Below are 24,145 nucleotides of genomic sequence, written 5' to 3' on the forward strand. Positions count from 1 at the left end.
CCGGTGAGATGATCGTAATGGGCAATGCGATCGAGTTCCGCCTCGTGCGCCTTGAGTGCGCTGATATCGGTGAAGACGCCGATATGGTGCTGCACCGCGCCCCCAGCATCGCGCACCACCGTAATCGACAGGTGTTCGGGATAGATCTCGCCGTTCTTGCGGCGGTTCCAGATCTCGCCCTGCCAGGATCCGTCCGCCTCGATCGCCGCCCACATCCGCTGATAGAACGCGCGCTCATGCCGACCGGAGGCGAGCTTCTTCGGGTCTTCACCGAGCAGTTCCTGCTTCCCGTAGCCGGTGATGCGGGTGAAGCTGGGGTTAACGTCGACCAACCGGTTCTCCGCGTCGGTGATCGCGATGCCCTCGAGACTGTGCGCGAAGACGCTCGCGGCCAGGCGCAACTGCGTCTCGGCGTGGTGACGCTCGGTGACATCGTGGATATAGCCATGCCAGAGCACGCTGCCGTCGGGCTGGCGCTGCGGCGAGGCCTCGCCCTCGACCCAGATAAGGCGGTCATCGGCTAATCGGACCCGATAGGATTCCCGCCAGGTCGTCAGCGTTCGGGCCGAGTCCTCGATCGCGGCCTTGACCCGCTCGCGGTCATCGGCATGCAGGGCGGCGAAGGCCGGACTCGCATCCTCCATGATGCGAGAGGGCTCGATGCCATAGATCGCTTGCGCGTTCTCGCTGACATAGGGAAAACAACTGCGCCCGTCGGGCCACAGTCGATACTGATAGATCATCCCAGGCACATGGGCGGCGATCTTCTGGATGCGCTCGTGCAATTCCTGGATGCGATCGTGCTTTTCGTGCAGGGAGCGTTCATCGTCGATGCGTTGCTCCTGCTGGCGCAGCAATAGCCCGAGCAGCATCGAGACGAGCGGAAAGACCAAGAGGAACGGCAGCGCGACCTTTCCCAGGACCTGAGCACGCTCGGCCGCCGGCAGCAGCCCCACCCAGGCGAACGCCGCCAGGTGCAGGAGCAGGCCAAAGGCCGCCAGTGTCAACGCCGTCGGGCGCAGCTTGCCGGCGCGACGCAGACCATGGAACAGCGCCCCGAAGACCATGGCGGTGACAATGGTCGCGATCCCCATCACCATACCGGCGCCGCCCAGCCAGCCCCGATAGATCGCTGCGATCAGACCGGAGACGAGCGCCCCCGGCACGCCGCCGAAGAGACCGGCCATGCCGATGATGATGGTGCGTCCATCGAAAAAGAGGCCGGGGCCGATGGTGACTGGATAGGTCATGCCCAGCACCGCGGTGAGCCCGAACAACAGGCCGGTCAGCAGTTGCGCCGCTAACCGCCCACGCGGCAACCCTGTAATGAACAGCCCATGCGCCAAGGCCAGGGCCAATAACAGAGAGGCATTCTGGATCAGCCCGCCAAAAATCGTCATGCTTGGGTTCCGCGCGCGCCGGTCTCGGTTGGCGATGAAGCGGCGCTACATCGGGAACCCGCCACCGGGCGGAAAGCCGCCTCCCGGTGGCATCCCGCCCATGCCCGGCGGCAGTCGGCCTTGCATCTGCTGCATCAGCTTGGCCATGTTGCCGCCCCTCATCTTCTTCATCATCTTCTGCATCTGGGTGAACTGCTTGAGCAGCTTGTTCACGTCCTGGACCTGGGTGCCCGAGCCCATGGCGATGCGCCGCCGGCGCGAGCCCTTGATGATCTGCGGGTGCGCGCGCTCCATCGGCGTCATCGAATCGACGATGGCGATCAACTTGACCACCTCCTTGTCGTTGACCTGGCTCTTCAGGTGCTCCGGCAACTGGCCGGCGCCGGGCAGCTTCTCGAGCAGGCCGGCCATGCCGCCCATCGAACTCATCTGCTTGAGCTGATCGCGAAAATCGGTGAGATCGAAGCCCTTGCCCTTCTTGAGCTTCCTGGCCAGCTTCTCGGCCTGGTCCTGATCGACCTTGTGCTGCATCTCCTCGACCAAGGAAACCACATCGCCCATGCCGAGGATGCGCGAGGCGACCCGGTCTGGATGGAAGGGCTCGAGCGCATCGGACTTCTCGCCGACGCCGAGGAACTTGATCGGCTTGCCGGTGATCTCGCGGATCGACAACGCCGCGCCGCCGCGGGCATCGCCATCGGTCTTGGTCAGCACCACGCCGGTGAGCGGCAGCGCGTCATGGAAGGCGCGCGCGCTTTTGGCCGCATCCTGACCGGTCATGCTGTCGACCACGAACAGGGTCTCGACCGGGGTCACCGCAGCATGCAGATCCCGAATTTCTTGCATCATGCGCTCGTCGATCGCCAGGCGCCCGGCGCTGTCGACGATGAGCACGTCCTGGTTTTGGCGGCGCGCCGCCGCGAGCGCGGAGCGGGCGATCTCGACCGGCTGTTGCTCTGGGGTGCTCGGGAAGAAGGTGGCGTCGACCTCGGCGGCAACGGTGCGCAACTGATCGATGGCGGCAGGGCGATAGATGTCGCAACTGACCACCATCACGCGCTTCTTCCGGCGCTCCTTGAGATAGCGCGCGAGCTTGCCCGCGCTGGTGGTCTTACCCGAGCCCTGCAGGCCGGCGAGCAGGATCACCGCCGGCGGTTGCTGGCGCAGGTCGAGATCCTCGTTGGCCTCGCCCATCAGGCTGACCAGCTCGTCGTTGACGATCTTGATCAGTACCTGTCCGGGGGTGAGACTCTTGGTGACCTCGGTGCCGAGCGCCTTCTCGCGCACGCGATCGATGAAGCCGCGCACCACCGGCAGGGCGACATCGGCCTCGAGCAGCGCCATGCGCACCTCGCGCAGGGTCTCCTTGATGTTGTCCTCGCTGAGCCGGGCCTGGCCGCGCAGCCCCTTGAGCACCTCGCCGAAGCGTTCCTGAAGATTATCGAACATGGTCTCTCTCTAGCTGAACCCGGTTGGCTTGCGCCAATCCCATACATCTGGTGGATGCGGTTTGTTAACCTATATCAAGGCCGCGCGCTGGCGCGGCCAGAACGCAGTCGCAGGCGCGCTCGCGTGCGTTTGCAGTCCGTCTTGCTTATGCGATGATCGCAGACTATGAACAACATCGTCATCTCGATCGCCACCCTGATCGCCTACTTTGGCTCGGCCACCCTCATCGGGTGGCGGCTGTTCACGCATCAGCCGGACACCAGCACGGCCCGGCTGCGCGGTGTCACCCTCGGGCTCGCCTATGCCGGACTGACGCTGCATACCTGGCTTTTGTACATGGTCCTGTTCAGCCAAGAAGGGCTCAATCTCGGCTTCTTCAACGCACTCTCGCTGGCGGCCTGGACCGTGGTCGCCTCGCTGCTGCTGTCGAGCCTGAACAAGCCGATCGAGAATCTAGGACTCGTGGTTCTCCCGCTGGCCGGCCTCTCGGTGCTGCTCGATATGCTCTACCCGAGCATGCCGTTTCTGGCCGAGAGCACCAGCTGGGTGCTGAAGCTGCACGTGCTGCTGTCGATGCTGGCGTACAGCTTGCTGACCCTGGCCAGTGTGCAGGCCGGACTCCTGTGGATCCAGGATTCCTACCTGCGCGGGCGCAAGCCGGGCGGTTTCGTGCGCGCACTGCCGCCGCTGATGACCATGGAGGCCTTGATGTTCGAGATGATCGGCATCGGCTTCATCCTGCTCACCCTCGCCTTGCTGAGCGGGTTTGCGTTCCTCGATAACATGTTCGCCCAGCACCTCGTGCACAAGACCGTGCTCTCGGTGGTGGCCTGGTTGGTGTTCGGCGGATTGCTGCTCGGCCGTCGCCTCTGGGGCTGGCGGGGCCGCAAGGCGATCTCCTGGACCCTGACCGGCTTCGGCATCCTGATCCTGGCCTACTTCGGCTCCAAGCTGGTGCTTGAATTCATCTTGAATGCGCCGAGCTGAGGCAGCGTCCGCCGCAATCCACAAGCGATGAGGCCATATCGATGGCGAGTGTCCCCAGCCAGTCCCTGGAAACCTTCCCCAACCCCGAGCCCGAGCGCGACTATACGATCCGCATCCGGGTGCCGGAGTTCAGCTGCCTGTGCCCCAAGACCGGGCAGCCGGATTTCGCCGAGCTGACCTTGGAATATGTGCCCGAGGCGGCTTGTGTCGAGCTGAAATCGCTCAAGCTCTATGTCTGGTCGTATCGCGACGAAGGCGCGTTTCACGAGGCGGTCACCAACCGCATCCTCTCCGATCTCGTCACCGCCACGCAGCCTCGCTTCATGCGCCTGAGCGCGGATTTCAATGTCCGTGGCGGGATCTATACCACCGTGGTCGCCGAGCATCGAGCCGACAACTGGCGGGCACCGGTGCCAGTGACGCTGCCTTGAGGCAGGAGGCCGACCGCCACTGCTGGATCGGCCTCGATCTCGGTACCTCCGGCTGTCGTGCCCTGGCCATTGATGCCGAAGGCCTGGTGCTCGCCACCGCGAACACCGCGCTTGAGGCGATGTCAGCTACGGATCCGGACAGGGCGCGCAACAGCGACGCCGCCGAACAAAATCCGCACGCCTGGTGGAATGCCGTGCGCGAGGTGCTGGGCACGCTCAGCGCGAAGCTGCATGACCACCGTCCGCAAGCCCTTTGCGTCGATGGCACGTCGGCGACGCTGCTGCTCTGCACGCCCGAGGGCGAGCCGCTGACGCCGGCGCTGATGTACAACGATACGCGCGCCCGCGAGCAGGCGCGGTTGATCGCCCAGCGGGCACCGGCCGATTCGCCGGCACGCGGTCCCAGCGCCTCGCTCGCCAAGCTGCTGTGGTTGCGACAGCAACGGCAACGACAACCGCAACGGCAACCGACACCACCGGTGCTGGCGCTGCATCAGGCCGATTGGATCGGCGGCCGCCTGCGCGGTCGTTTTGGCGACAGCGATTGGAACAACGCCCTCAAGCTTGGCTTCGATCCGCGCCGCCTGGCGTGGCCGGACTGGCTGTTGGCGATGGACCTGAGTCCGGTACGCCTCCCCCGCTGCCACGCACCGGGCGCCGATCTCGGCGCGATCGATCCGGTCGTCGCGACGGCGACGGGATTGCCGAGCCCCCTGCGCATCCGCGCCGGCACCACCGATAGCACGGCGGCAACGCTCGCGGCCGGGGCGCGCGCACCGGGCGATGCGGTCAGCAGTCTGGGTTCGACCTTGGTGCTCAAACTGGTCTCGGAGCAGCCGGTGTACGAGGCCGCCAGCGGCGTCTACAGTCACCGCATCGGCCAGCTGTGGCTGGTCGGTGGCGCCTCCAACAGCGGCGGCGCGGTGCTCAGACAGCATTTCAGCGACGCCGAACTCGAGCGCTTGAGCCAACGCATCGACCCGACCCAGCCCAGCGGTCTGGATTACTACCCGCTGCCGCGCCCTGGCGAGCGCTTTCCGAGCGCCGACCCGGAACGCGCGCCCCGCATCGAGCCGCGTCCCGCCGACGACAGCCGGTTCCTGGCCGGTCTCTTCGAGGGCATCGCCCGCATCGAGCAGGCCGGTTATCGGCGCCTCCAGGCCTTGGGCGCGCCGGCACCGACACGCATCCTCAGCACCGGCGGCGGCGCCCGAAACCCGACCTGGAGCGCGATCCGCAGCCGCGTGCTCGGGCTTGAAGTGGCCAGCGCGCCGCAGCAAGAGGCGGCCTACGGCGCGGCTCTGCTGGCGCGCGGTGACTGGAGCTGTAACCGCATTTAGGCGATTTCTGTCAACGCTCATACTGCCTTGCTGGTGGTTTCGCTCGCCTTCCGCGGCGACAGTCTCCCAAGCGCCGGCTCGGTGGCTCAAGCGAACTCGGACTTGGCCGCGGCCGGCGCTCCGCATCCTCCACCACCGCGATCCGATCGCGCGGCCCAAGACCGCGACGACCTGCCGCACGGACTCAGGATGGAACTGCTCCAGGCCGCTCGCGCGTCCATCCGCCGGCGCCAGAGGGACATGGAAACGCGGCCGCTCGCGCGGGCTGCACACGCCGCAGGGATGCGCGATGATGCCGAGCCTAGACGCCCAGCCGCGAGCGGCTCAGACCAGGGCCGCGCAGTGGGCACCCTCCAGCGAACGCCCCAGATGCAGCAGCTCGGCGCGCTCGGGGCGCTCCAGCAGTTGGCAGGCGACCAGATAGCCGGCGGCGCTCCAGGTCTGATGCCGGCGCGCCTGCTGACCGACCAGCCGGCCTCGGCGCCCGTCGTAATACTCCGGCCAGTCGTCCTGGACCAACCGCCGCTCGGCATCGCTGAGCGCGCGCTCGACCAGCTCGTCGGCGCCAGCGCGCAGGCCGACCAGGGTCAGCAACCACAGCAGCACCGGCCAGTTGCCGCCATTGTGATAGGACCAGGGCCGATTCTTCGGGTCGCAGCCGGTGAGGATGCGCCAGTCCTGGCCTTCCAGCGCCGGGAAGCAGAGCTTGAGCGGCATCTGGCCGACCAGGTCGTCATAGCGCTGCGCGATCAGCTGCATCAGCGCGCTGACCTGTGTCTTGGTGGCCAGGCCAGCGGCACAGGCGAGCAGATTGCCCTGAGCAAAATAGCGAAAGTCGATCCGGCCCGGGCCGACATTGCCGACCAGATAGCCGCCGGTCTCCGGCAGCCAGTCCATCAGCCAGTCGGGGATGGCATCGGGGTGGATATTGAACTTGTTGACCGCGGTCGGTCCGTATTCCTCGACCCCATAGCGATAGATCTGGTTCAGCCGCGCGAGATCGAGCCAATAATAGGTGCGCACGTGATGGGCCAGATGCGGCAGACGCTCTTGCAGGGCGGCGCGATAGCGCGCGTTCGCCGGCTCCTCGGCGTCGAGCAGATCGGCGGCGGCGCAGAGCGCGGCGAAGAACTGCGCCTGGATGTCGATCGGGTAGCCGTAGACGCCCATGCGCCGGTCGATCATGAAGGAGCCGTCCGGCACCAGCATGGTCGGGAACATGTCGAAACGGCTGGTCATGCTCAGGTCGAGCACCAGGCGGATCGCCTGCTGCACCTCGGCCTGGTTCAGGAAGGCGCGATCCTCGCTGACATGCACATAGGCCTGTAGCGTCAACAGCCACCAGAAGCCGGAATCCACCGGCGCCACGCGGGCGATGGCGTGCTCGCCAAAATCGGCGAACAGCTCCTCGCCATCGCCGTGATCAGTGACCTTGAAGCTGGCCGGTATCAGGCCCTCGCCGGGCTTGAAGCAATCGAGCTGGCGCTCGTGGCTTTGCAGGCGCACGGCCGTGGCCAGGAAGTTGCGCACAATCTCGGGGCGGCCGTCGAGCAGGAAGGCAAAGGCGGAGATGGCGAAATCGCGGGTGAAGACCTGGTCGTAGTTGAGCGCCTCGGTCTCGGGATCGTGGGCGGCGACGGTCCCGACCGGCTGACCGCGGTAGGTGACCATGGATTCCTCGAGCAGGCGCCAGGCGCGCTGTTTTGCATCACGCATGAGCGTGTTCATTGTCCGTCACTCTCCGGCATATTCATATCGAGAAGCAGTTTCATCCGGCCTTGAGAGGAAAGTCATCATCTTCGGCGCGCTCAGTGCCTCGGCCAGTGGTACCAGCGTCACATTCAGCCCGTTCGACGGGAGTTTTACATCGACCTGGCGTGCCGAGTGCTGGCGGGCATCAGTCGCCGCGCGCGGCTCGGTTTTGAGCATCGGCTCCTCCGCGGGACCCCTCGGCCTTCGGGGCATGGAGGAAGAGCATAGCGCACGCAGCGCCGCCCGAGCCCTGCCGAGCAGGGCCATCCGCCCCCTCGGGCCACCGCCCGGCGTGCTGGTGCACCGCATGATGCTCGTCCATCATCCACGCCCCCTCGGGCCGCCGTCTTTGGCACAATGCCCACTTTTAGAAACCGTTGTCATCGCCATGGCCCAGCAAGTCCTGAAGGTTCCGCCGACCAAGAACACCCTGCTCGCGCTGAAGAAGCAAACGACCTTCCTCGAGGAGGGACACGCTCTTCTCGAGCGCAAGCGGGAATTGTTGACGCGCCTCGTGTACGAGCGCATCGGCGAATACCGGCGCCTGCGCGAGGAGGCCGAACACGGGCTCGCCGAGGCCTATCGCTGCCTCGGCATCACCCATCTGCGCATGGGCAGCCGCGGCTTGAATCAGGCCGCGCTCGGTGCCGAACCGGGGCTGCGCGTCGATATCCTGCCGCGGCGCTCGCTCGGCGTGGAGTATCCGGCGGTGACCGCCGAACGCCTGCCAATCAAGCCGGTCGGGCTGTTGGGCACCGATGCCAGCTTCGATAACACCCGCGAACGCCTGGCCGAGGCCGCCGTGCTGCTGGCGCGGCTCGGCGAGGTCGAGATCGCCCTCTATCGGCTGATGGAGGAGCAGCGCAAGACCCAGAAACGCGTCAACGCGCTCAAGTACAACATCATCCCGCTCTATCGGCGCAGCACCCATTTCATCCAGTCCGCGCTCGAGGAAGAGGAACGCAACATGCTGTTCCAGGTCAAGGTGCTGCGCGAGCGGGCGATCCTCTGACAGGCTTGCGCGACGCGCCCACCCCAATGAACCCGTCGCAGTGAACCAGTCGCAGTGAACCCACGACCATCGTGAACGAAGATCAGTGCCGGACGCTGTTCGAGCGGCTGCGCGCGGCCAATCCACATCCCACCACCGAACTGCGCTATCGCTCGCCGTTCGAGCTGCTGATCGCCGTCATCCTCTCGGCCCAGGCCACCGACAAGGGCGTCAATAAAGCCACCGAGCGGCTGTTCGCGCTGGCCAACACGCCGGCGGCGATCCTGGCCTTGGGCGAGGAAGGCCTGAAGGCGCAGATCCGCACCATCGGCCTCTTCAATAGCAAGGCCAAGCACATCCTCGCGACCTGTCGGCACCTGGTCGAGCAGCATGGCGGCGAGGTGCCGCGCGAGCGGGCCGCGCTCGAGGCCTTGCCTGGCGTCGGCCGCAAGACCGCGAACGTGATCTTGAATACCGCCTTCGGCGAGCCGACCATCGCGGTGGACACCCATCTCTTCCGGGTCGCGAACCGCACCGGGCTCGCGTCCGGCAAGACACCGCTCGCGGTCGAGCAACAGCTGCTGCGGGCGGTGCCGAGCGCATTCCTGCGCCAGGCCCATCATTGGCTGATCCTGCACGGGCGCTACGTCTGCAAGGCGCGCGTGCCGGACTGCCCCCATTGCCTCATCGCCGACCTCTGCGAGTGCCGACAGAAGACCCACGATGTTCACTCAGGATCGTGACGCGCTACGCCAAACCTATCTCACCGCCTGGCGCAAGGCCCGCGCCGGCGAGCCGCTGGCACCGGTCGAGCGTTTGATCGTCGAGGTTGCCGAACGGCACCCGGAGTATCACGCGCTGCTGGAACAGGGCGAGTCCGCGCTCGGGCGCGAGTGGCTGCCCGAGGGCGGCGAAAGCAATCCGTTCCTGCACATGGCCCTGCATATCGCCCTCCAAGAGCAGGTCAGCACCAACCAGCCACCCGGCATCCGGCGGCTCTATCAAGGCATGATCGCCGCCTGCCTGGGCGATGCGCACGCGGCCGAGCATCGCATCCTCGACTGCCTGGCCGAGGAACTCTGGAAGATCCAGCGCGACGGACGCGAGTTCCGCCCCAAGGCGTATCTCAGATGCATCAAACGACGCGGGAGTGGCCAGCGCCCGCGCGCTTGAACGCCGACCGCGCCCAACCGGCGCGGCTTGCGACCCGACGCCCCACCTCCCCCGCGCCATTGCGTTCACGGCGTTCGCGGATGATGCGCTGACGCCCCTGAGCGCCCCTGGGCGTCTTGGCGCGACACAGAGGGGCGGCGATCGTCCGCGACGACGATATATTTGAGCGTTTCACTGGGCCTCTACTCAGAGATGGCCGTGATGGCTGGATAAGCCGGCGGTTTACCCGAGCGCCATACTGTGCTATTTACCCGAGTGCGACACTCTGTTATACAGAGCCTGTCACAGACGCAAACATCCCACAGACCCTTTTTTGGAGTGAAACCCATGTCCAAACACACCATGACCCCTGCCGCTGCCGTGATCGGTGCCGCCCTGGTCGGCAGCCTGTCCGCGACCAACCTCGCCCATGCGGCCGACAATCCGTTCGGCGCCGAACAGCTCGAGGGCGGTCATCTGATGCTGGCCGAAGGCAGTTGTGGCGAAGGCAAGTGCGGCAGCAAGGACGACGGCGAGGGCAAGTGCGGCAACAAGGACGACGGCGAGGGCAAGGACGGCGGCGAGAGCTGATCGTCCTCGATTCTTTCCCATCAAACGTCAGAGCCAGGCCATGGGCGGCCGAACCGATCCCCTTCACGGACACCCCGTTCATGGCGCCGGTCTCGGCCTGCGGCGCGCCTTCGCGGCCGCCGCAGCCGAGCAGCCCCCGGCTGAGGTCGATTTCTGGGAGATCGCTCCCGAGAACTGGATCGGCGTCGGCGGCCGCTGGGGACGGCTTCTGCGCGGCCTGACCGAGCGCTTTCCGTTCGTTTGCCACGGGCTCTCCCTGTCGATCGGATCACCGGCGCCACTGGATCTTGACTTCGTGCGCAAGATCAAGGACTTCCTCGATGAGCATCGCATCCGCGCCTATACCGAACATCTGAGTTTCTGCTCGGACGACGGTCATCTCTATGACCTGATGCCGATCCCCTTCACCGATGAAGCGGTGGCCCATGTGGTCAGGCGCATTCGTCACGTCCAAGACATCCTGGAGCGCCGTATCGCGCTCGAGAACGTCTCCTATTACGCCGCGCCCGGCCAACGCCTGAGCGAACTCGAGTTCATCGACGCCGTGCTGCGCGAGGCCGACTGCGATTTGCTGCTCGATGTCAACAACATCCACGTCAACAGCATCAATCACGGCTATGACGCCAACGCCTTCCTCGACGGCCTCCCCGGCGAGCGCGTGCTCTATGGGCATATCGCCGGGCATGACGAGGAGGCCCCCGATCTGCGCGTCGACACCCATGGCGCCGATGTGATCGAGCCGGTGTGGGGCTTGCTGGAGCGCGCCTACCGGCGCTTCGGCGTGTTCCCGACGCTGCTGGAGCGGGATTTCAACATTCCACCGCTGGAGCAGCTCACGCAAGAGGTGCGACGGATCAGCGCACTGCAAGCCGAGCATCGGCCTCGGAACGCCAACGCCCGACGGGGGCGGCTGGCCTATGCCTGATCGCGATACCGGCGCAACGGGCCATTCCAAGCCGTCGCCAGCGCTCGCACGAACCCCAGCGCCAGCCATCCTGTCGGCATCAACGCCAGCACCAGCACCAACGCCGACGCCGGCACCAGCACCAACCGACTTCGCCGAGATCCAACGCGCCTTCGCCGGCCATCTCCGCGATCCCGAGGGCCGGCCCGCGCCAGCCGACGTCGAGGCACGGCGCATGGCGATCTACCGGAGGCTGTGTTTCAACAACCTCTCCTCGCTGTTGAGACAGGGCTTTCCGGTCCTCCACCGCTGTCTCGGCGAGTCGCGTTGGGACGCGCTGATGCGCCAGTTCCTGAGCGAGCACCGGGCGACGACGCCGCTGTTTCCAGCGCTCGGTCAGGAGTTGATCGCCTATCTGAGCGAAGGCCGCGCGGCACGGCCCGATGATCCGCCCTTCATGCTCGAACTCGCGCATTACGAGTGGGTCGAGGCCGCCCTACTGTTCAGCGACGAGGAGGCAGGCCCGGAACTCGCCGATCCCAATGGCGACCTGCTCGCCGGCGTCCCGGTGGTCTCGCCGCTGGCCTGGACTCTGAGCTACCGTTTTCCCGTCCACCGCATCGGTCCTGATTTCCAGCCACGGGAGCCCGATCCGGAACCGACCCATCTGGTGGTTTATCGCACTCGCGACGACGCGGTCGAGTTCCTGAAGATCAACCTGGTCACCCAGCGCCTGCTGCAATTGCTGCAAGAGCAGGATCAGCAGACCGGGCTCGAGACCCTGCAGACCATTGCCACGGAGCTGCGCCATCCCGATCCGGAGCAGGTGATCGGCTTCGGCGCCGGACTGCTCGCCGATCTTCGCCAACGCCATATCCTACTCGGAACGCGTCGTATCCTCGGCTGACGGCCCGCCACGATTCGGCGTCAGCAGCAGGCGATTGCGCTCATCGTCGATGGTCATCTGATAGCGCCCGAGCACGCTCATGCCGAGCAGCCCCGCTGCGCCCAGCTTGTCCCTCTCGAGGAAGGCGACCGCGACTCCGGAGAGACGTTCGCCGTCCAACCAGACGCCATCCAGACGGCCCATCAGGGCCTGAGCGCGACCGTTCGCGGTCTGTACCTCGCGGGTCTCGAGGCGACGGCGATCGAGCCCCAGGGCAGCGATCATCGAATCCGGCAAGACCACCGTGTCGGCGCCGGTGTCGATCAGCAGCGCCCGATCGACGCGACGCCCGCCTTCGCCTTCGAGCGTCACCCGCACCGAGTGCTGCGAGCCCTTGCGGATGGTCTCGACTTCGATCCGCCCCGCGCCTTCGCCCGCCGGTTCGCCGGCCGACGCGCCCGCCGGCGGATCGATCCGCACCTGGGGCGCCGGCGGCTGGCGGTTGGTGCGACCGATGATGATCACGCGCGCGACCTCGCCCTCGGCATCATGCACGAGGATGTGATCGAAGCGCTCGAGCAAGACCCGAAGCCGGCGATACAGCCCCGCCTCCTCGGCGCGTCCGCGCTCGTCCTCGAGCACCTCGAGCCCGGAGACCGAGAATCCGTGCGCGGCGGCCAGTCGACTCAGTTCCGGCGCGATCTCGACCTGGGCCGCCGCCCAAGCACCAACCCCGGCGCCACCCGGGATGCCATTGAGGAGGCCCAGCACCAGCAGGGGCCGGGCGAGCCAGCGCGCACACGGATGAGAACAGTGAGAAGTCATACCAGCGACCGCCTTGCTCTGCGGAGAGGGAGTCCTGAAAGAGAGACCCTGAGCTTAACACTCGCGCGCATCCTCCCCCGAATCGGTTTCGGGCAAGCCGCGAACGGCATGCCCGCGAGCAAACGCATTTGCGGCGATACGCCAAACCCTGCTAAGGTTCCCTGTTTACTCGAGCGCCGCAGACCGCACGGATACTGATTTTCAAGCGACCCTTGAGATCGAAGACTCGGAGAGACCATCGTGAACGGGCCTGACGACATCGGCAATCCATTGGCGAGCGAGCCCCAAGACGGGCCTCAGCGTACGCCGCTGATGGCCACCTACAACCGTCTGCCGGTCGCCTTCGCGCGCGGCGAAGGGGCCTGGCTCTGGGACCAGGATGGCCGGCGCTACCTGGACGCGCTCGCCGGCATCGCCGTCTGCGGGCTCGGGCATGCGCATCCCGCCGTGCGCGACGCCCTCTGCGACCAGGCCGCCACCCTACTCCATACCTCCAACCTCTATCAGGTGCCGCACCAGACCGAGTTGGGCGCGCGCCTGTGCGGCGCCGCTGGCATGGAGCGGGTGTTCTTCGGCAATTCCGGCGCCGAGGCCAACGAGGCGGCGATCAAACTGGCGCGCCTGCATGCCCATCGGCGCGGCATCCAGAATCCCGCCATCCTGGTGATGGAGAACGCCTTTCACGGCCGCACCCTGGCGACCCTCACCGCGACCGGCAACCGCAAGGCCCAGGCCGGCTTCGAACCGCTGGTGCAAGGCTTCGTGCGCGTGCCCTACAACGCCATCGACGCGGTCGAAACCGCGGCCGAGAACCGGCCGAATATCGTCGCCGTGCTGGTCGAGCCGATCCAGGGCGAGGGCGGCATCCTGATCCCGGACGAGGATTATCTGCAACGCCTGCGCCTGCTCTGCGATCACCACGACTGGCTGCTGATGATCGACGAGATCCAGACCGGCATGGGCCGCACCGGGCGCTTGTTCGCGCACCAGTGGAGCGGCGTCAAGCCGGATGTGATGACGCTGGCCAAGGGCCTCGCCAACGGCGTGCCGATCGGCGCCTGCCTGGCCAGTGGCGCGGCGGCCGAGGTGCTCGGCCCGGGCAGTCACGGCTCCACCTTCGGCGGCAATCCGCTCGCCTGCCGCGCGGCCTTGAGCGTGCTCGACACCCTTGAGCGTCAGCACCTGCCCGAGCGTGCCGCCGTGCTCGGCGACCGCCTCATCGATGGCCTGCGCACGCGCCTGAACGGCGTTGCCGGCGTCGTCGACATCCGCGGCCGCGGGCTGATGATCGGCCTCGAACTCGACCGCCCCTGCGCCGAGCTGGTCGCGCGCGCGCTCGAACAAGGTTTCCTCATCAACGTCACGGCAGGATCGGTAGTGCGCCTCTTGCCGCCCCTGATCCTCGATGACGAGCAGGCGACGCAAATCGTCGAGGCTGTCTCCGAGCTGATCCTGACGTTCCTAAACGCCGATGCGCCTGCCGCTGACGGAAGAAGACCCTCGTGACGATCGAAACCCCACCGACCACTCAGCATTTCCTCACCCTGCTCGATCTCGACCCGGACGAGGCCGAGCGCCTGCTCGCGCGCGCGAGCGAGCTGAAGCAGCTGCGACAGCGCGGCGAGGACTATCGCCCCCTCGTTGGCTACAGCCTGGCGATGGTGTTCGAGAAGTCGTCGACGCGCACCCGCGTCTCGTTCGAGGCCGGCATGGCGCAGCTTGGCGGCAGCGCGATCTTCCTCTCGCCCCGCGATACCCAGCTCGGGCGCGGCGAGCCGATCGAGGATAGCGCGCGGGTCTTGTCGCGGATGGTCGATGGGGTGATGATTCGCACCTTCGAGCACGAGACCCTGACGCGTTTCGCCGCCTACTCCCAAGTGCCGGTGATCAATGGCCTGACCGACCGCTTCCATCCTTGCCAACTGCTCGCCGACATGCAGACCTATCGCGAGCATCGCGGCACGATCCGCGGCCGGCGCGTGGCCTTCATCGGCGATGGTAACAACATGTGTCATTCCTATATCAATGCCGCCCGGGTCTTCGGCTTCGAGCTGCACATCGCCTGTCCGCAAGGCTTCGAGCCGGACGCCGAGATCCTGGCCGCGGCGCCCGAGCAGTGCCGGCTCACCCATGATCCGGCGGCGGCCGTCGCCCAGGCCGACCTGGTGGTGACCGATGTCTGGGCCAGCATGGGCCAGGAGAGCGAGGAGGATGAGCGCAAGGCCCGGTTTGCCGCGTTCAGCGTGACGCCAGCGCTGATGGCGCGGGCGCGCCCCGACGCCCTCTTCATGCACTGCCTGCCGGCGCATCGCGGCGAGGAGGTCAGTGCCGAGGTCATCGACGGCCCGCAATCGGTGGTCTGGGACGAGGCCGAGAATCGGCTACACGCCCAGAAGGCCTTGCTGGAGCGACTGCTCGTTCGCCCATCCCGCAGCGGCAGCGGCCGCTGAACACCCACCGCTCCCTCTGCGATCACAGCCTCATGCCGCGCACTTGCCATCCTCTCGCCGTCCTTGGGTTAGCCGCCGTCTTGGCCACCTCGGCCGCCGTCGTTGGCGCGGAGACGCGCTATGTCACCGATCGGTACGACTTCAACCTGCGCAGCGGCGAAAGCACCCGCTACAAGATCCTGCGCCGGTTGCCGAGCGGCACCCCGCTCAGCATCCTCGCCATCGACAGAGACAGCGGCTATGCCCGGGTGCGCACCGAGGATGGTCTGACCGGCTACATCATGCTGAACTATCTCCAAGAGGAGCCCGCCGCTCGCAGCCGGCTCGCGGCCATGGAGGCCCAGCTCGCGGAATTGCAACAGGAGCCCGATAAGCTCGCCGCGCGGCTGAGCACCTTGCAGCGCGAGCATGGCGACCTCACCGAGCAGGCCGAGGCCCTGAAGCGCGACAAACAAGACCTCGAGGCCGAGCTTGCCGAGATCCGCAACGCCGCCAACAACGCCATCCAAATCGACCGCGAGCGGCGCCAGCTCCAGGAGCAGGTGTCGAATCTCCTGCTCAAGGTCGATCAACTCGAACATCGCAATCTGGAGCTGAGCAATCAGAGCCGGCAGCAATGGTTCCTCATCGGTGCCGGCGTCGTCGTTGGCGGCATCCTGATCGGCCTCTTATTGCCCAACCTGCGCCTGCGCCGGCGCCGCAGCTCATGGAGCAGCGGTTCCTCTCTCTGAGAGAACCCGGGGATGATCGACGACCGCCCTGGCGTCGACGCATCCGGGGCGTGCAAGACACTGCCGATCCACCGCTCGCGGCGGACGCCTCGGTCCAAGCGAGGCGCCCGCGCGGAGCGCATCCCGCATCGCCAGCAGCAGCAAACCAGCGCACCCTATGCGCACCGCGCGCCTCCGAGGTTCCGCAGCCAGCGCGCGACCGACCCGATCGGCCTCGCCAGCGGGCGCGCGAGGGCGCGCGCGCCATCCGCCCCGAGCAAGCGCTGCAACAGCCGTTTCCGCGCCCGATAGCGGACCTTGTACAGATCGGCCTCCGCGCGCGCCGCCAGCAGGTAGTCGTCGCTGGTCTGCACCGCATCGACCAAGCCCAGGCTCAAGGCCTGCTCGCCATGCCAATACTCCCCGGTCGCGACCTTGCTCAGGTCGAGGGTGGGCCGATAGGCGGCGATGAAGGCCTTGAACTGGGCGTGGGTCTCTTCGAGTTGTTCGCGCAGCTTGGCGCGCCCTTCGTCGGTGTTCTCGCCGAACAGCGTCAGGGTGCGCTTGTGCTCGCCGGCGGTATGCAGCTCGAAGTCGACGCCTTTCTCTTGCAGCAGGCGATGAAAATTCGGCATCTCGGCAAGCACGCCGATCGAGCCGACGACGGCGAAGGGCGCGGCGAGGAGGCGATTGGCGACGCAGGCCATCAGGTAGCCGCCACTGGCCGCGACCTTGTCGACGGCAATGGTCAGCGGGATGCCCGCGCTGCGCAGCCGCAGCAACTGCGAGGCGGCCAGTCCATGCTCGTGCACGGCGCCGCCGGCGTTATCGAGACGCAGCAAGACCTCGTCCTCGGGCGTGGCGGCGATCAACAGCGCCGAGATCACCTCGCGCAAGGCGCCGACCTCGCTCGCCATCAGGTCGCCGTGGAAATCGATCACGAACAGTCGGCGCTTGTCGGCCGCCTCGGCCTTGGCGCGCGCCTTCTCGGCCTTGCGTTCGGCCTTGAAGGCCTTTTTGACCATCTTCGGCGGCAGGGTCGCGGCCTTGATGGTATCGGCCATATTGGCATAACGCCCGTTCAGATCGACCACCTCGAGGCGGCTGCCATCGTCGTCATCGTCGCCCGAGCCGCCGGGGCGGGCGCGCAGCACGACGATCAGCAGCAGCCCGATGGCCAGTACCAGGGTCAATGTCTTGGCCATGAACAGGCCATATTGGATCAATGCGTCGATCAGGGTCATGCTGTGGTGAGGCGTTTGTTGGTGTGGAGGGCGCGTTGGCTGGCGATTGTCCACTGCCCGAGGATTGCCGGGCAGCGGCAAGTCATTGATGGGAGCGTCCTAGACCGCGATCGGGGCGCGAATCGGCGGATGCGGCTCATAGCCTTCGAGGCTGAAATCCTCGCGCCGATAGTCGAACAGGCTCGGCGGCCGGCGCCGGATGCGCAGCTGCGGCAACGGCCGCGGCGCGCGGCGCAGTTGCTCGAAGACGATCGCCTCGGTGAGGTGATTGCGATAAAGGTGCAGGTCGCCGAAGGTATGCACCAGCTCGCCGACCCGGAGATCGGCCTGCTGCGCCATCAACGCGGTGAGCAAGGCGTAGCTGGCGATATTGAAGGGCACGCCCAGGAAGAGATCGGCGCTGCGTTGATAGAGCTGACAGGACAGGGTCCCATCCTGCACATAGAACTGGAACAGACAGTGGCAGGGCGCTAGCGCCATGCGCCCGTTGGCGGCATTCTCGCGCGGCGAGCGGCCAGGCTCCGGCAACACGGCCGGGTTCCAGGCCGTGACCAGCAATCGGCGCGAATCCGGGTCATGCCGGATCTGCTCGAGCACCCCGCTGAGCTGATCGATGCGCGTGCCGCTCGGCGTCGGCCAGCTGCGCCATTGCGCGCCATAGATCGGGCCGAGTTCGCCATCGTCGGCCGCCCACTCGTCCCAGATACGCACGCCCTGCTCTTTCAGGACGCGATGATTGGTCGAGCCGGAGAGGAACCAAAGCAATTCGGCGATGACGCTTTTGACATGGATGCGCTTGGTGGTGACCAGCGGAAAGCCGGCACCGAGATCGAAACGCACCTGTCGGCCGAAGACCGAGCGCGTGCCGACGCCGGTGCGATCGGCCCTGTCGTGGCCGTTCTCGACCACGTCGCGGAGTAAGTCCAGATACTGTTGCATGCTCGGAGCACGGCCAGCGGCGGCCAGGCCGCCCGCGAGCCGCGTCTATTTCTGCACCGGTTTCAGCAAGAGGGACTTCCCCTGCATGGCCTCGGGCTGAGGCAGGCCCATCAGCTGCAGCACGGTCGGGGCGACATCCCCGATGCCACCGCCGACGCGTAGCTTCCAGCCCACCTCGTCGATCACCAGGCAGGGCACCGGATAGACGGTGTGGCGGGTATGCGGCTCGCCGGTCAGGGGGTCGATCATCTCGTCGCAGTTGCCGTGATCGGCGGTCAGCAGCACCGAGTAGCCCTGCGCCTGGGCGCTGTCGATGACCCGTCCCACCTCCTGATCCAGCGTCTCGACGGCCTTGAGCACCGCCTCGCGCACCGCCGTATGTCCCACCATGTCGCCGTTGGCGAAGTTGACGACGATGAAGGCATAGGATCGGCCCTCGAGGGCGGCGATCACCGCGTCGGCGACCCCGCGCGCGGACATCTCCGGTTGCAGATCATAGGTCGCGACCTGCGGCGAGGGGATCAGGCTACGCGCCTCGCCCGGAAAGGGGTCGCTGCGGCCGCCGTTGAAGAAGAAGGTCACATGCGCGTACTTCTCGGTCTCGGCGCAGTGGAACTGCGGCAGACCGGCATCGCTGAGCACCTCGCCGAGGACCACCGGTGGCATCTCGTGAGCGAAGGCGGTCGGCAGTCCGTACCAGGGATCGTATTCCATCATGCAGGTCAGGTCGGCGGCGTTGAAAGCGCCGCGCTCGAAGGCATCGAAATCGCGATCATAGAGCGCCGAGACGATCTGGCGTGGGCGATCCTTGCGGAAGTTGAAGAAGATCACCGGATCGCCGTCCTGGATGCGCTCGCCGCCCGCGATCAGGGTCGGGCGGATGAACTCATCGTCCTCGTCGGCGGCATAGGCCTGCTCGATCGCCGCGCGTGCCGACTCGGCCTGGCGACCCTCGCCGTGGACCAGCGCCGCGAAGGCGAGTTGGGTGCGATCCCAGCGCTTGTCGCGATCCATCGCGTAGTAGCGCCCGCTGACCGTGCCGATGACGCCACCGGCGGCGGCGAGCGCCTCGTCGAGCGCGCCGAGGTAGCTGAGCGCCGAGCGCGGCGCGGTATCGCGCCCGTCGGTGATCATGTGTACGGCGGGCCGCGCGCCCTGGTACTTGGCGAGCTTGAGCAGGGCGTGCAGATGGCGGACATGGCTGTGCACGCCGCCGTCGGAGACCAGCCCGATCAGATGCAGCGGACGATCACGCTCGACCGCGCGTCGCGCCGCGTCCTGCAGCACCTGGTTGTCGAAGAAGCTGCGATCGGCGATGGCGTCATCGATCAAGACCAGGTCCTGGCGCACGACGCAGCCCGAGCCCAGCGTCATGTGGCCGACCTCGGAGTTGCCCATCTGCCCCTCCGGCAGGCCCACCGCGCGCGCCGAGGCCTGCAGCAGGGTATGCGCATGATGGGCGAACAGGCGATCGAGGTTGGGCGTGCTCGCCAGCGTCACCGCATTGTTCGCCTTGCTCGGATTGGTGCCAAAACCATCGAGAATGATCAATACCACCGGTCGTCGCGGTAGCTCGAAACGGTTGCCCATCATCTCTCCGTGGATCAAGTAAGACCGCTGTCGGTCTCGGTGCGGCGCGCGCGCATCGACTCGGAGAGGGATGCGCGCGAGCGCCAAAGGGTTCGGATTACAACAATGCGAGTCGGTACCGGTTTATCATGGCGTCGATGTCGATCTCCGCGAGCCTCGGGGCGACGCGCAGGCGGCATCAAAGAAACCGAACTGAAGGGCGTATTGTAACGCGTCGCGCAGCCCCGTCGCCGAATTCGTCGACCGCGCGCCCGCCTTGCCGCGCCTCAGTTGCCAAACCATAGCGCTCGGAGGAGACATGCCCGATCGAATCATTGCCTTCGTCATGGCCGGTGGCCAAGGCTCACGCCTACAACCGCTGACCGCCGCCCGTTCCAAGCCCTCGGTGCCCTTCGGCTCGCGCTACCGCATCGTCGATTTCGTGCTCAGCAACCTGATCAACTCGCAGATCCGGACCATCTATCTGCTGGTGCAGTACAAGTCGCAATCGCTGATCGAGCACGTGCGCAAGGCCTGGACCATCTCGCCCTTGCTCAAGGATCAGTTCGTCACCGTGGTGCCGCCGCAGATGCTGCTCGGCGAGTCCTGGTTCCAGGGCACCGCCGATGCGGTGAATCAGAACCTCAACCTGATCGAGGAGCACGGGCCGGATCTGGTCGTGGTGTTCGGCGCCGATCACATCTACCGCATGGACATCTCGCAGATGGTCGCGTTCCACAAGGAGCGCGAGGCCGATGTCACCATCGCCGCGCTGCCCGTCCCGCTCGAGGACGCCAAGGGTTTCGGCGTCATCGCCGCCGATGCCGACGGTCGCATCGAGGCCTTCCAGGAGAAACCGGCCAGTCCCTCGCCGATGCCCGAGGATCCCGACAAGGCCTATGCCTCGATGGGTAATTACATCTTCAGCACCGATGTCTTGATCCGCGCCCTGCAGGACGCCCAGCAAGCCGGCGAGACCGACTTCGGCCAGCATGTCCTACCCCGCTTGCTGGCGAGCAAACACCGGCTGTTCGCCTATGACTTCGCGACCAATGTGATCCCCGGCATCAATGCCTACGAGGACCGCGTCTACTGGCGCGATGTCGGCAGTATCGATGCCTACTTCAACGCCCACAAGGATGTGCTCGGCGCCGAGCCGGTGTTCGATGCCTTCAATCCGGACTGGCCGATCTATTCGAGCAACTATCAGGGGCCGGTGGCACGGGTGCTGGGCGGACAGATCGACAACACCCTGCTCGGTGCCGCCACCATGATCCACAACGGCACCCGCATCAAGAACTCGATCATCCGCCGCGAGGCGGTGATCGACGAGGGCGCCGAACTCGAGGACTGCATCATCATGGACTACGTCCACGTCGGCAAGGGCGCACGCCTTAGGAAGGTCATCGTCGATCGCCATAACGCCATCGAGCCCGGCGCCACCATCGGCTACGATCGCGAGGCCGATGCCAAGCGCTACAAGGTCTCGAGCGGCGGGGTCACCGTGGTCCCGGCCGGGCAGCCGAATATCTTCGCCCGCTCCGTCGTCGGTCGCCAGGGTCGCGGTTATTCCGAGTAGAGACGCCGCCGGGGGAGACGCCGGGCAAGCGGCGCCTCCCCGCTCCGTGCGGTCGACGGATCAGCCAACGCTCGCCGCCGCGCGCGAGGCCTGAGCGTCTTGGTTGTCGTCGTCGGTGTTTTGGCCAACGCGGGCGAGTTCATCCTGATAGGCCTGATTGACCCGATCGCGCAGCTCCTTACCGGGCTTGAAGTGCGGCACATGCTTGCCCGAGAGCACGACGGCATCGCCGGTCTTGGGATTGCGCCCGACGCGCGGCGGCCGGAAATGGAGCGAGAAACTGCCAAAGCCCCGGATCTCGATGCGCTCGCCGGCGGCCAAGGAACTGCTCATCTGCTCCAGGATGCAGCGCACCGCGAGCTCGACGTCTTTGTAGGCGAGGTGATTTTGCTCCCTCGCGAGAATCTCGATGAGCTCGGATTTCATCATAGCGAATAGCCTGCAATAGCGATTCGAGCCCGACACCTGGTGTCGGGCTTGTGATCACAGGGGAATGACGTCTCTGCGACGGCGCAGCGTTGTCAGTCCTTCGCGGCCTCTTCCATCTGCTGCTTGAGGATGTCGCCGAGCGTGGCCGTGCCGGCCTGCGCCTCACGCGCATAGCCTTTGATCGCGGCCTGCTCGTCGGCCATGTCCTTGGCCTTGATCGAGAGCGAGATACTGCGGTTCTTGCGATCGACGCCGAGGAACTTGGCCTCGACCTCCTCGCCGACCTTGAGCACCGCGCGCGCATCCTCGACGCGATCGCGCGAGATCTCGGAGGCGCGCAGATAGCCCTCGACGCCATCGCCAAGATCGATATTGGCGCCCTTGGCGTCGACCTCGGTGATGGTGCCGTTGACGATGCTGCCCTTCTCGTGCACGGCGACGAAGCTCGAGAACGGGTCCTTGTCGAGCTGCTTGATGCCGAGCGAGATGCGCTCGCGCTCCGGATCGACCGAGAGCACCACGGTCTCGACCTCGTCGCCCTTCTTGAAGCTGCGCAGCGCGTCCTCGCCGGATTCGTCCCAGGAGATATCCGAGAGATGGACCAGGCCATCGATACCGCCATCGAGGCCGATGAAGATGCCGAAATCGGTGATCGACTTGATCTGCCCGGCGACATGGTCGCCCTTCTTGTGGATCGCCGAGAACTCGTCCCAGGGATTCGACTGGCACTGCTTGATGCCGAGCGAGATGCGGCGACGCTCCTCGTCGATATCCAACACCATCACCTCGACCTCGTCGCCGACGCTGACGATCTTGCTCGGATGCACGTTCTTGTTGGTCCAGTCCATCTCGGAGACGTGCACCAGGCCCTCGACGCCCTCCTCGATCTCGACGAAGCAGCCGTAGTCGGCGATGTTGGTGACCTTGCCGAAGACGCGGGTGCCTTCCGGATAGCGGCGCGAGATATTGACCCAGGGGTCCTCGCCCATCTGCTTGAGTCCGAGCGAGACGCGCTGGCGCTCGCGGTCGAACTTGAGCACCTTGACCATGATCTCCTGACCGATCTCGACCACCTCGGACGGGTGCTTGACCCGACGCCAGGCCATGTCGGTGATGTGCAGCAGACCGTCGATGCCGCCCAGATCCAGGAACGCGCCGTAATCGGTGAGGTTCTTGACCACGCCGTTGAGTTCCAGCCCTTCCTCGAGTTTTTCGAGCAACTGCTCGCGCTCGGCGCTGTACTCTTCCTCGACCACCGCGCGGCGCGAGACGACGACGTTGTTGCGCCGGCGATCGAGCTTGATCACCTTGAACTCGAGGTCCTTGCCTTCGAGGTAGGTGGTATCGCGCACCGGCCGGATATCGACCAGCGAACCCGGCAGGAAGGCGCGCACGCTGCCCAGTTCGACGGTGAAGCCGCCCTTGACCTTGCCGTTGATCTGGCCGGTGACCGTCTCGCCATCGTCGAAGGCGCGTTCGAGTTTGTCCCAGGCGGCGAAGCGCTTGGCCTTCTCGCGCGAGAGACGGGTGGCGCCGAAGCCGTCCTCGACCGCGTCCAGCGCGACCTCGACGTCATCGCCGATCGCGACCTCCAACTGGCCCTCGGGGCCGAGGAACTGATTGCGTGGAATGATCCCTTCCGACTTGAGGCCGGCATTGACGATCACGGAGTCGGCGGTGATGTCGACGACCTGGCCAGTGACGATGGTGCCCGGTTGGAGTTGGGTATTGGTAAGGCTCTGCTCAAAGAGTTCGGCGAAGCTTTCGGTCATGCTGTGAATGTTCCTGGCGTCCCACGCCATCTCCCGGTGTTCGTCACCGCCGCATCATCGGCAAGCCGACAGCGGGAGGGTTGAATGAAAAACGAATGATGAAGTCTTGTCCCTAGCCCTTTCGAGCGGCAAGCGCGGCGTCGACCTGTGCGAGCACCCGAGCGAAGACCTGTTCGATGGGCACGGAGGTCGTGTCGACGATGACACCACCGGGCGGAACCTGGAGCGGACTCTCGGTTCGCTCGCGGTCCCGCGCATCGCGCGCCCGAAGCTCCTGGACAAGATCGGGGAGGTTAGCATCCATCCCCTTTTCCTTCAACTGTTTATAGCGGCGCCGGGCGCGCTCCTCCGGGCTCGCGTCGAGATACAGTTTGAGCAGCGCGTCGGGGAAGACCCGCGAGCCCATGTCGCGTCCATCGGCGACCAGGCCCGGCGCGAGCGCTGCGTCCCGCTGCCAGCCGAGCAGCGCCTGTCGCACCTCGGGATGCACGGCCACCCGCGAGGCGTCGACCCCGGCCGCGGCGGTGCGGATCAGCGCCGAGACCTCCTCGCCGTCCAACCGCACCCGCTCGCCCTCGAGCTGGACGCGGATCGTCGCTGCCAAGCGGCCAAGGTCGGCGCCAGCGTCGAGATCCACCCCGTGCCGACGCGCGGCCAGCGCCAATGTCCGATAGAGCGCGCCACTGTCGAGCAGATGCCAGCCGAGGCGATCGGCGAGCAGGCTGGCAATCGTGCCCTTGCCGGT

General features: G+C 66.2%; 24 protein-coding genes. 13 read left to right on the forward strand and 11 right to left on the reverse strand.

Features of this window, described 5'->3' with window-relative positions; genetic code table 11:
- Both ACLFQI_RS02070 and ffh read right to left on the reverse strand, forming a co-directional pair.
- A partial coding sequence (locus ACLFQI_RS02070) for a PAS domain S-box protein (protein WP_410757146.1) occupies positions 1-1,400 on the reverse strand: 1,400 nt, incomplete at its 3' end.
- A gap of 45 nt (positions 1,401-1,445) precedes the next feature.
- Positions 1,446-2,849 (reverse strand): signal recognition particle protein, encoded by a 1,404-nt coding sequence (gene ffh, locus ACLFQI_RS02075; RefSeq protein ID WP_410757147.1) that lies wholly within the window; start codon positions 2,847-2,849, stop codon positions 1,446-1,448.
- A 165-nt stretch (positions 2,850-3,014) separates the two neighbouring features.
- Here ffh and ACLFQI_RS02080 point away from each other — a divergent pair, with 165 nt between their 5' ends.
- Genes ACLFQI_RS02080 through ACLFQI_RS02090 form a run of 3 tightly spaced genes read left to right on the forward strand, consistent with a single transcriptional unit; the run spans position 3,015 to position 5,607 of the window.
- On the forward strand, positions 3,015-3,836 hold the full coding sequence (locus tag ACLFQI_RS02080; RefSeq protein ID WP_410757148.1) for an inner membrane protein YpjD: 822 nt from the start codon (positions 3,015-3,017) through the stop codon (positions 3,834-3,836).
- Positions 3,837-3,877: 41 nt separating this feature from the next.
- The gene (gene queF, locus ACLFQI_RS02085; protein ID WP_410757149.1) at positions 3,878-4,267 is read left to right on the forward strand and encodes a preQ(1) synthase; all 390 of its coding nucleotides are present in this window, start codon (positions 3,878-3,880) and stop codon (positions 4,265-4,267) included.
- Positions 4,264-5,607 carry an FGGY-family carbohydrate kinase gene (locus ACLFQI_RS02090; protein WP_410757151.1) on the forward strand — a complete coding sequence of 448 codons (1,344 nt, stop codon included), beginning with the start codon at positions 4,264-4,266 and terminating at the stop codon, positions 5,605-5,607. Before queF ends, ACLFQI_RS02090 begins: the two co-directional genes overlap by 4 nt.
- Before the next feature lie 324 nt (positions 5,608-5,931).
- Here ACLFQI_RS02090 and ACLFQI_RS02095 read toward each other — a convergent pair whose 3' ends face one another.
- Together ACLFQI_RS02095 and ACLFQI_RS02100 are read right to left on the reverse strand one after the other, a co-directional pair.
- Positions 5,932-7,323: a glycoside hydrolase 100 family protein gene (locus ACLFQI_RS02095; RefSeq protein WP_410757152.1), complete on the reverse strand. Its 1,392-nt coding sequence runs from the start codon at positions 7,321-7,323 to the stop codon at positions 5,932-5,934.
- 18 nt (positions 7,324-7,341) lie between these two features.
- Entirely contained in the window at positions 7,342-7,536 is a 195-nt protein-coding gene (locus ACLFQI_RS02100; protein ID WP_410757153.1) for a hypothetical protein, read from the reverse strand.
- Positions 7,537-7,747: 211 nt separating this feature from the next.
- Between ACLFQI_RS02100 and ACLFQI_RS02105 the strand changes: the two genes are divergently transcribed.
- The 6 genes from ACLFQI_RS02105 (at position 7,748) to ACLFQI_RS02130 (ending at position 11,904) form a co-directional block, all read left to right on the forward strand.
- Positions 7,748-8,371, forward strand: coding sequence for a V-type ATP synthase subunit D (locus ACLFQI_RS02105; RefSeq protein ID WP_410757154.1), 624 nt, complete (start codon positions 7,748-7,750; stop codon positions 8,369-8,371).
- A gap of 71 nt (positions 8,372-8,442) precedes the next feature.
- Positions 8,443-9,093 (forward strand): endonuclease III, encoded by a 651-nt coding sequence (gene nth, locus ACLFQI_RS02110; RefSeq protein ID WP_410757156.1) that lies wholly within the window; start codon positions 8,443-8,445, stop codon positions 9,091-9,093.
- Entirely contained in the window at positions 9,074-9,523 is a 450-nt protein-coding gene (locus ACLFQI_RS02115; protein WP_410757157.1) for a DUF1841 family protein, read from the forward strand. The genes nth and ACLFQI_RS02115 overlap by 20 nt, the downstream gene beginning before the upstream one ends.
- A gap of 327 nt (positions 9,524-9,850) precedes the next feature.
- Positions 9,851-10,093 (forward strand): low-complexity protein, encoded by a 243-nt coding sequence (locus tag ACLFQI_RS02120; protein WP_410757158.1) that lies wholly within the window; start codon positions 9,851-9,853, stop codon positions 10,091-10,093.
- A 40-nt stretch (positions 10,094-10,133) separates the two neighbouring features.
- Positions 10,134-11,018: a DUF692 domain-containing protein gene (locus ACLFQI_RS02125; protein ID WP_410757159.1), complete on the forward strand. Its 885-nt coding sequence runs from the start codon at positions 10,134-10,136 to the stop codon at positions 11,016-11,018.
- Positions 11,011-11,904: a DUF2063 domain-containing protein gene (locus tag ACLFQI_RS02130; RefSeq protein WP_410757161.1), complete on the forward strand. Its 894-nt coding sequence runs from the start codon at positions 11,011-11,013 to the stop codon at positions 11,902-11,904. Before ACLFQI_RS02125 ends, ACLFQI_RS02130 begins: the two co-directional genes overlap by 8 nt.
- Here ACLFQI_RS02130 and ACLFQI_RS02135 read toward each other — a convergent pair.
- Complete coding sequence (locus ACLFQI_RS02135; RefSeq protein ID WP_410757162.1) at positions 11,875-12,708, reverse strand: TIGR02281 family clan AA aspartic protease; 834 nt, start codon at positions 12,706-12,708, stop codon at positions 11,875-11,877. The genes ACLFQI_RS02130 and ACLFQI_RS02135 overlap by 30 nt on opposite strands.
- Before the next feature lie 312 nt (positions 12,709-13,020).
- Here ACLFQI_RS02135 and ACLFQI_RS02140 point away from each other — a divergent pair, with 312 nt between their 5' ends.
- The 3 genes from ACLFQI_RS02140 to ACLFQI_RS02150 are packed head-to-tail and all read left to right on the forward strand — an operon-like array spanning position 13,021 to position 15,889.
- The gene (locus ACLFQI_RS02140; RefSeq protein ID WP_410757174.1) at positions 13,021-14,214 is read left to right on the forward strand and encodes an aspartate aminotransferase family protein; all 1,194 of its coding nucleotides are present in this window, start codon (positions 13,021-13,023) and stop codon (positions 14,212-14,214) included.
- Positions 14,211-15,158, forward strand: coding sequence for an ornithine carbamoyltransferase (argF, locus tag ACLFQI_RS02145; protein ID WP_410757164.1), 948 nt, complete (start codon positions 14,211-14,213; stop codon positions 15,156-15,158). The genes ACLFQI_RS02140 and argF overlap by 4 nt, the downstream gene beginning before the upstream one ends.
- 32 nt (positions 15,159-15,190) lie before the next feature.
- Positions 15,191-15,889, forward strand: coding sequence for a TIGR04211 family SH3 domain-containing protein (locus ACLFQI_RS02150; RefSeq protein ID WP_410757165.1), 699 nt, complete (start codon positions 15,191-15,193; stop codon positions 15,887-15,889).
- A 155-nt stretch (positions 15,890-16,044) separates the two neighbouring features.
- On the opposite strand, the gene sohB is transcribed toward ACLFQI_RS02150, so the two are convergent.
- From sohB to gpmI, 3 genes are all read right to left on the reverse strand, one after another.
- Positions 16,045-17,112, reverse strand: a complete 1,068-nt coding sequence (sohB, locus tag ACLFQI_RS02155; RefSeq protein ID WP_410757167.1) for a protease SohB — start codon at positions 17,110-17,112, stop codon at positions 16,045-16,047.
- Positions 17,113-17,211: 99 nt separating this feature from the next.
- Entirely contained in the window at positions 17,212-18,051 is an 840-nt protein-coding gene (locus ACLFQI_RS02160) for a thymidylate synthase (protein ID WP_410757168.1), read from the reverse strand.
- Between the two features lie 45 nt (positions 18,052-18,096).
- Positions 18,097-19,641 carry a 2,3-bisphosphoglycerate-independent phosphoglycerate mutase gene (gene gpmI / locus ACLFQI_RS02165; protein WP_410757169.1) on the reverse strand — a complete coding sequence of 515 codons (1,545 nt, stop codon included), beginning with the start codon at positions 19,639-19,641 and terminating at the stop codon, positions 18,097-18,099.
- A 298-nt stretch (positions 19,642-19,939) separates the two neighbouring features.
- Between gpmI and ACLFQI_RS02170 the strand changes: the two genes are divergently transcribed.
- Positions 19,940-21,199 (forward strand): glucose-1-phosphate adenylyltransferase, encoded by a 1,260-nt coding sequence (locus ACLFQI_RS02170; RefSeq protein WP_410757170.1) that lies wholly within the window; start codon positions 19,940-19,942, stop codon positions 21,197-21,199.
- 60 nt (positions 21,200-21,259) lie between these two features.
- Here ACLFQI_RS02170 and ihfB read toward each other — a convergent pair whose 3' ends face one another.
- The 3 genes from ihfB to cmk all read right to left on the reverse strand — a co-directional run.
- Positions 21,260-21,628, reverse strand: a complete 369-nt coding sequence (gene ihfB / locus ACLFQI_RS02175; protein ID WP_410757171.1) for an integration host factor subunit beta — start codon at positions 21,626-21,628, stop codon at positions 21,260-21,262.
- Positions 21,629-21,720: 92 nt separating this feature from the next.
- Positions 21,721-23,430 (reverse strand): 30S ribosomal protein S1, encoded by a 1,710-nt coding sequence (rpsA, locus tag ACLFQI_RS02180; RefSeq protein ID WP_410757172.1) that lies wholly within the window; start codon positions 23,428-23,430, stop codon positions 21,721-21,723.
- Positions 23,431-23,512: 82 nt separating this feature from the next.
- A partial coding sequence (gene cmk / locus ACLFQI_RS02185; RefSeq protein WP_410757173.1) for a (d)CMP kinase occupies positions 23,513-24,145 on the reverse strand: 633 nt, incomplete at its 5' end.

The sequence above is a fragment of the Halochromatium sp. genome, assembly GCF_046541315.1.
Classification (GTDB): Bacteria; Pseudomonadota; Gammaproteobacteria; order Chromatiales; family Chromatiaceae; genus Lamprobacter.

Excerpts from the sequence above, each read along its gene's own strand:
- ACLFQI_RS02105 (WP_410757154.1), top strand. The coding sequence starts at position 7,748 with ATGGCCCAGCAAGTCCTGAAGGTTCCGCCGACCAAGAACACCCTGCTC.
- ffh (WP_410757147.1), bottom strand. The coding sequence starts at position 2,849 with ATGTTCGATAATCTTCAGGAACGCTTCGGCGAGGTGCTCAAGGGGCTG.
- ACLFQI_RS02135 (WP_410757162.1), bottom strand. The coding sequence starts at position 12,708 with ATGACTTCTCACTGTTCTCATCCGTGTGCGCGCTGGCTCGCCCGGCCC.
- ihfB (WP_410757171.1), bottom strand. The coding sequence starts at position 21,628 with ATGATGAAATCCGAGCTCATCGAGATTCTCGCGAGGGAGCAAAATCAC.
- ACLFQI_RS02115 (WP_410757157.1), top strand. The coding sequence starts at position 9,074 with ATGTTCACTCAGGATCGTGACGCGCTACGCCAAACCTATCTCACCGCC.
- ACLFQI_RS02080 (WP_410757148.1), top strand. The coding sequence starts at position 3,015 with ATGAACAACATCGTCATCTCGATCGCCACCCTGATCGCCTACTTTGGC.
- ACLFQI_RS02130 (WP_410757161.1), top strand. The coding sequence starts at position 11,011 with ATGCCTGATCGCGATACCGGCGCAACGGGCCATTCCAAGCCGTCGCCA.
- ACLFQI_RS02095 (WP_410757152.1), bottom strand. The coding sequence starts at position 7,323 with ATGCGTGATGCAAAACAGCGCGCCTGGCGCCTGCTCGAGGAATCCATG.
- sohB (WP_410757167.1), bottom strand. The coding sequence starts at position 17,112 with ATGACCCTGATCGACGCATTGATCCAATATGGCCTGTTCATGGCCAAG.
- ACLFQI_RS02160 (WP_410757168.1), bottom strand. The coding sequence starts at position 18,051 with ATGCAACAGTATCTGGACTTACTCCGCGACGTGGTCGAGAACGGCCAC.
- rpsA (WP_410757172.1), bottom strand. The coding sequence starts at position 23,430 with ATGGCGTGGGACGCCAGGAACATTCACAGCATGACCGAAAGCTTCGCC.
- ACLFQI_RS02100 (WP_410757153.1), bottom strand. The coding sequence starts at position 7,536 with ATGCTCAAAACCGAGCCGCGCGCGGCGACTGATGCCCGCCAGCACTCG.
- gpmI (WP_410757169.1), bottom strand. The coding sequence starts at position 19,641 with ATGGGCAACCGTTTCGAGCTACCGCGACGACCGGTGGTATTGATCATT.
- queF (WP_410757149.1), top strand. The coding sequence starts at position 3,878 with ATGGCGAGTGTCCCCAGCCAGTCCCTGGAAACCTTCCCCAACCCCGAG.
- ACLFQI_RS02170 (WP_410757170.1), top strand. The coding sequence starts at position 19,940 with ATGCCCGATCGAATCATTGCCTTCGTCATGGCCGGTGGCCAAGGCTCA.
- ACLFQI_RS02120 (WP_410757158.1), top strand. The coding sequence starts at position 9,851 with ATGTCCAAACACACCATGACCCCTGCCGCTGCCGTGATCGGTGCCGCC.
- ACLFQI_RS02125 (WP_410757159.1), top strand. The coding sequence starts at position 10,134 with ATGGGCGGCCGAACCGATCCCCTTCACGGACACCCCGTTCATGGCGCC.
- ACLFQI_RS02150 (WP_410757165.1), top strand. The coding sequence starts at position 15,191 with ATGCCGCGCACTTGCCATCCTCTCGCCGTCCTTGGGTTAGCCGCCGTC.
- ACLFQI_RS02140 (WP_410757174.1), top strand. The coding sequence starts at position 13,021 with ATGGCCACCTACAACCGTCTGCCGGTCGCCTTCGCGCGCGGCGAAGGG.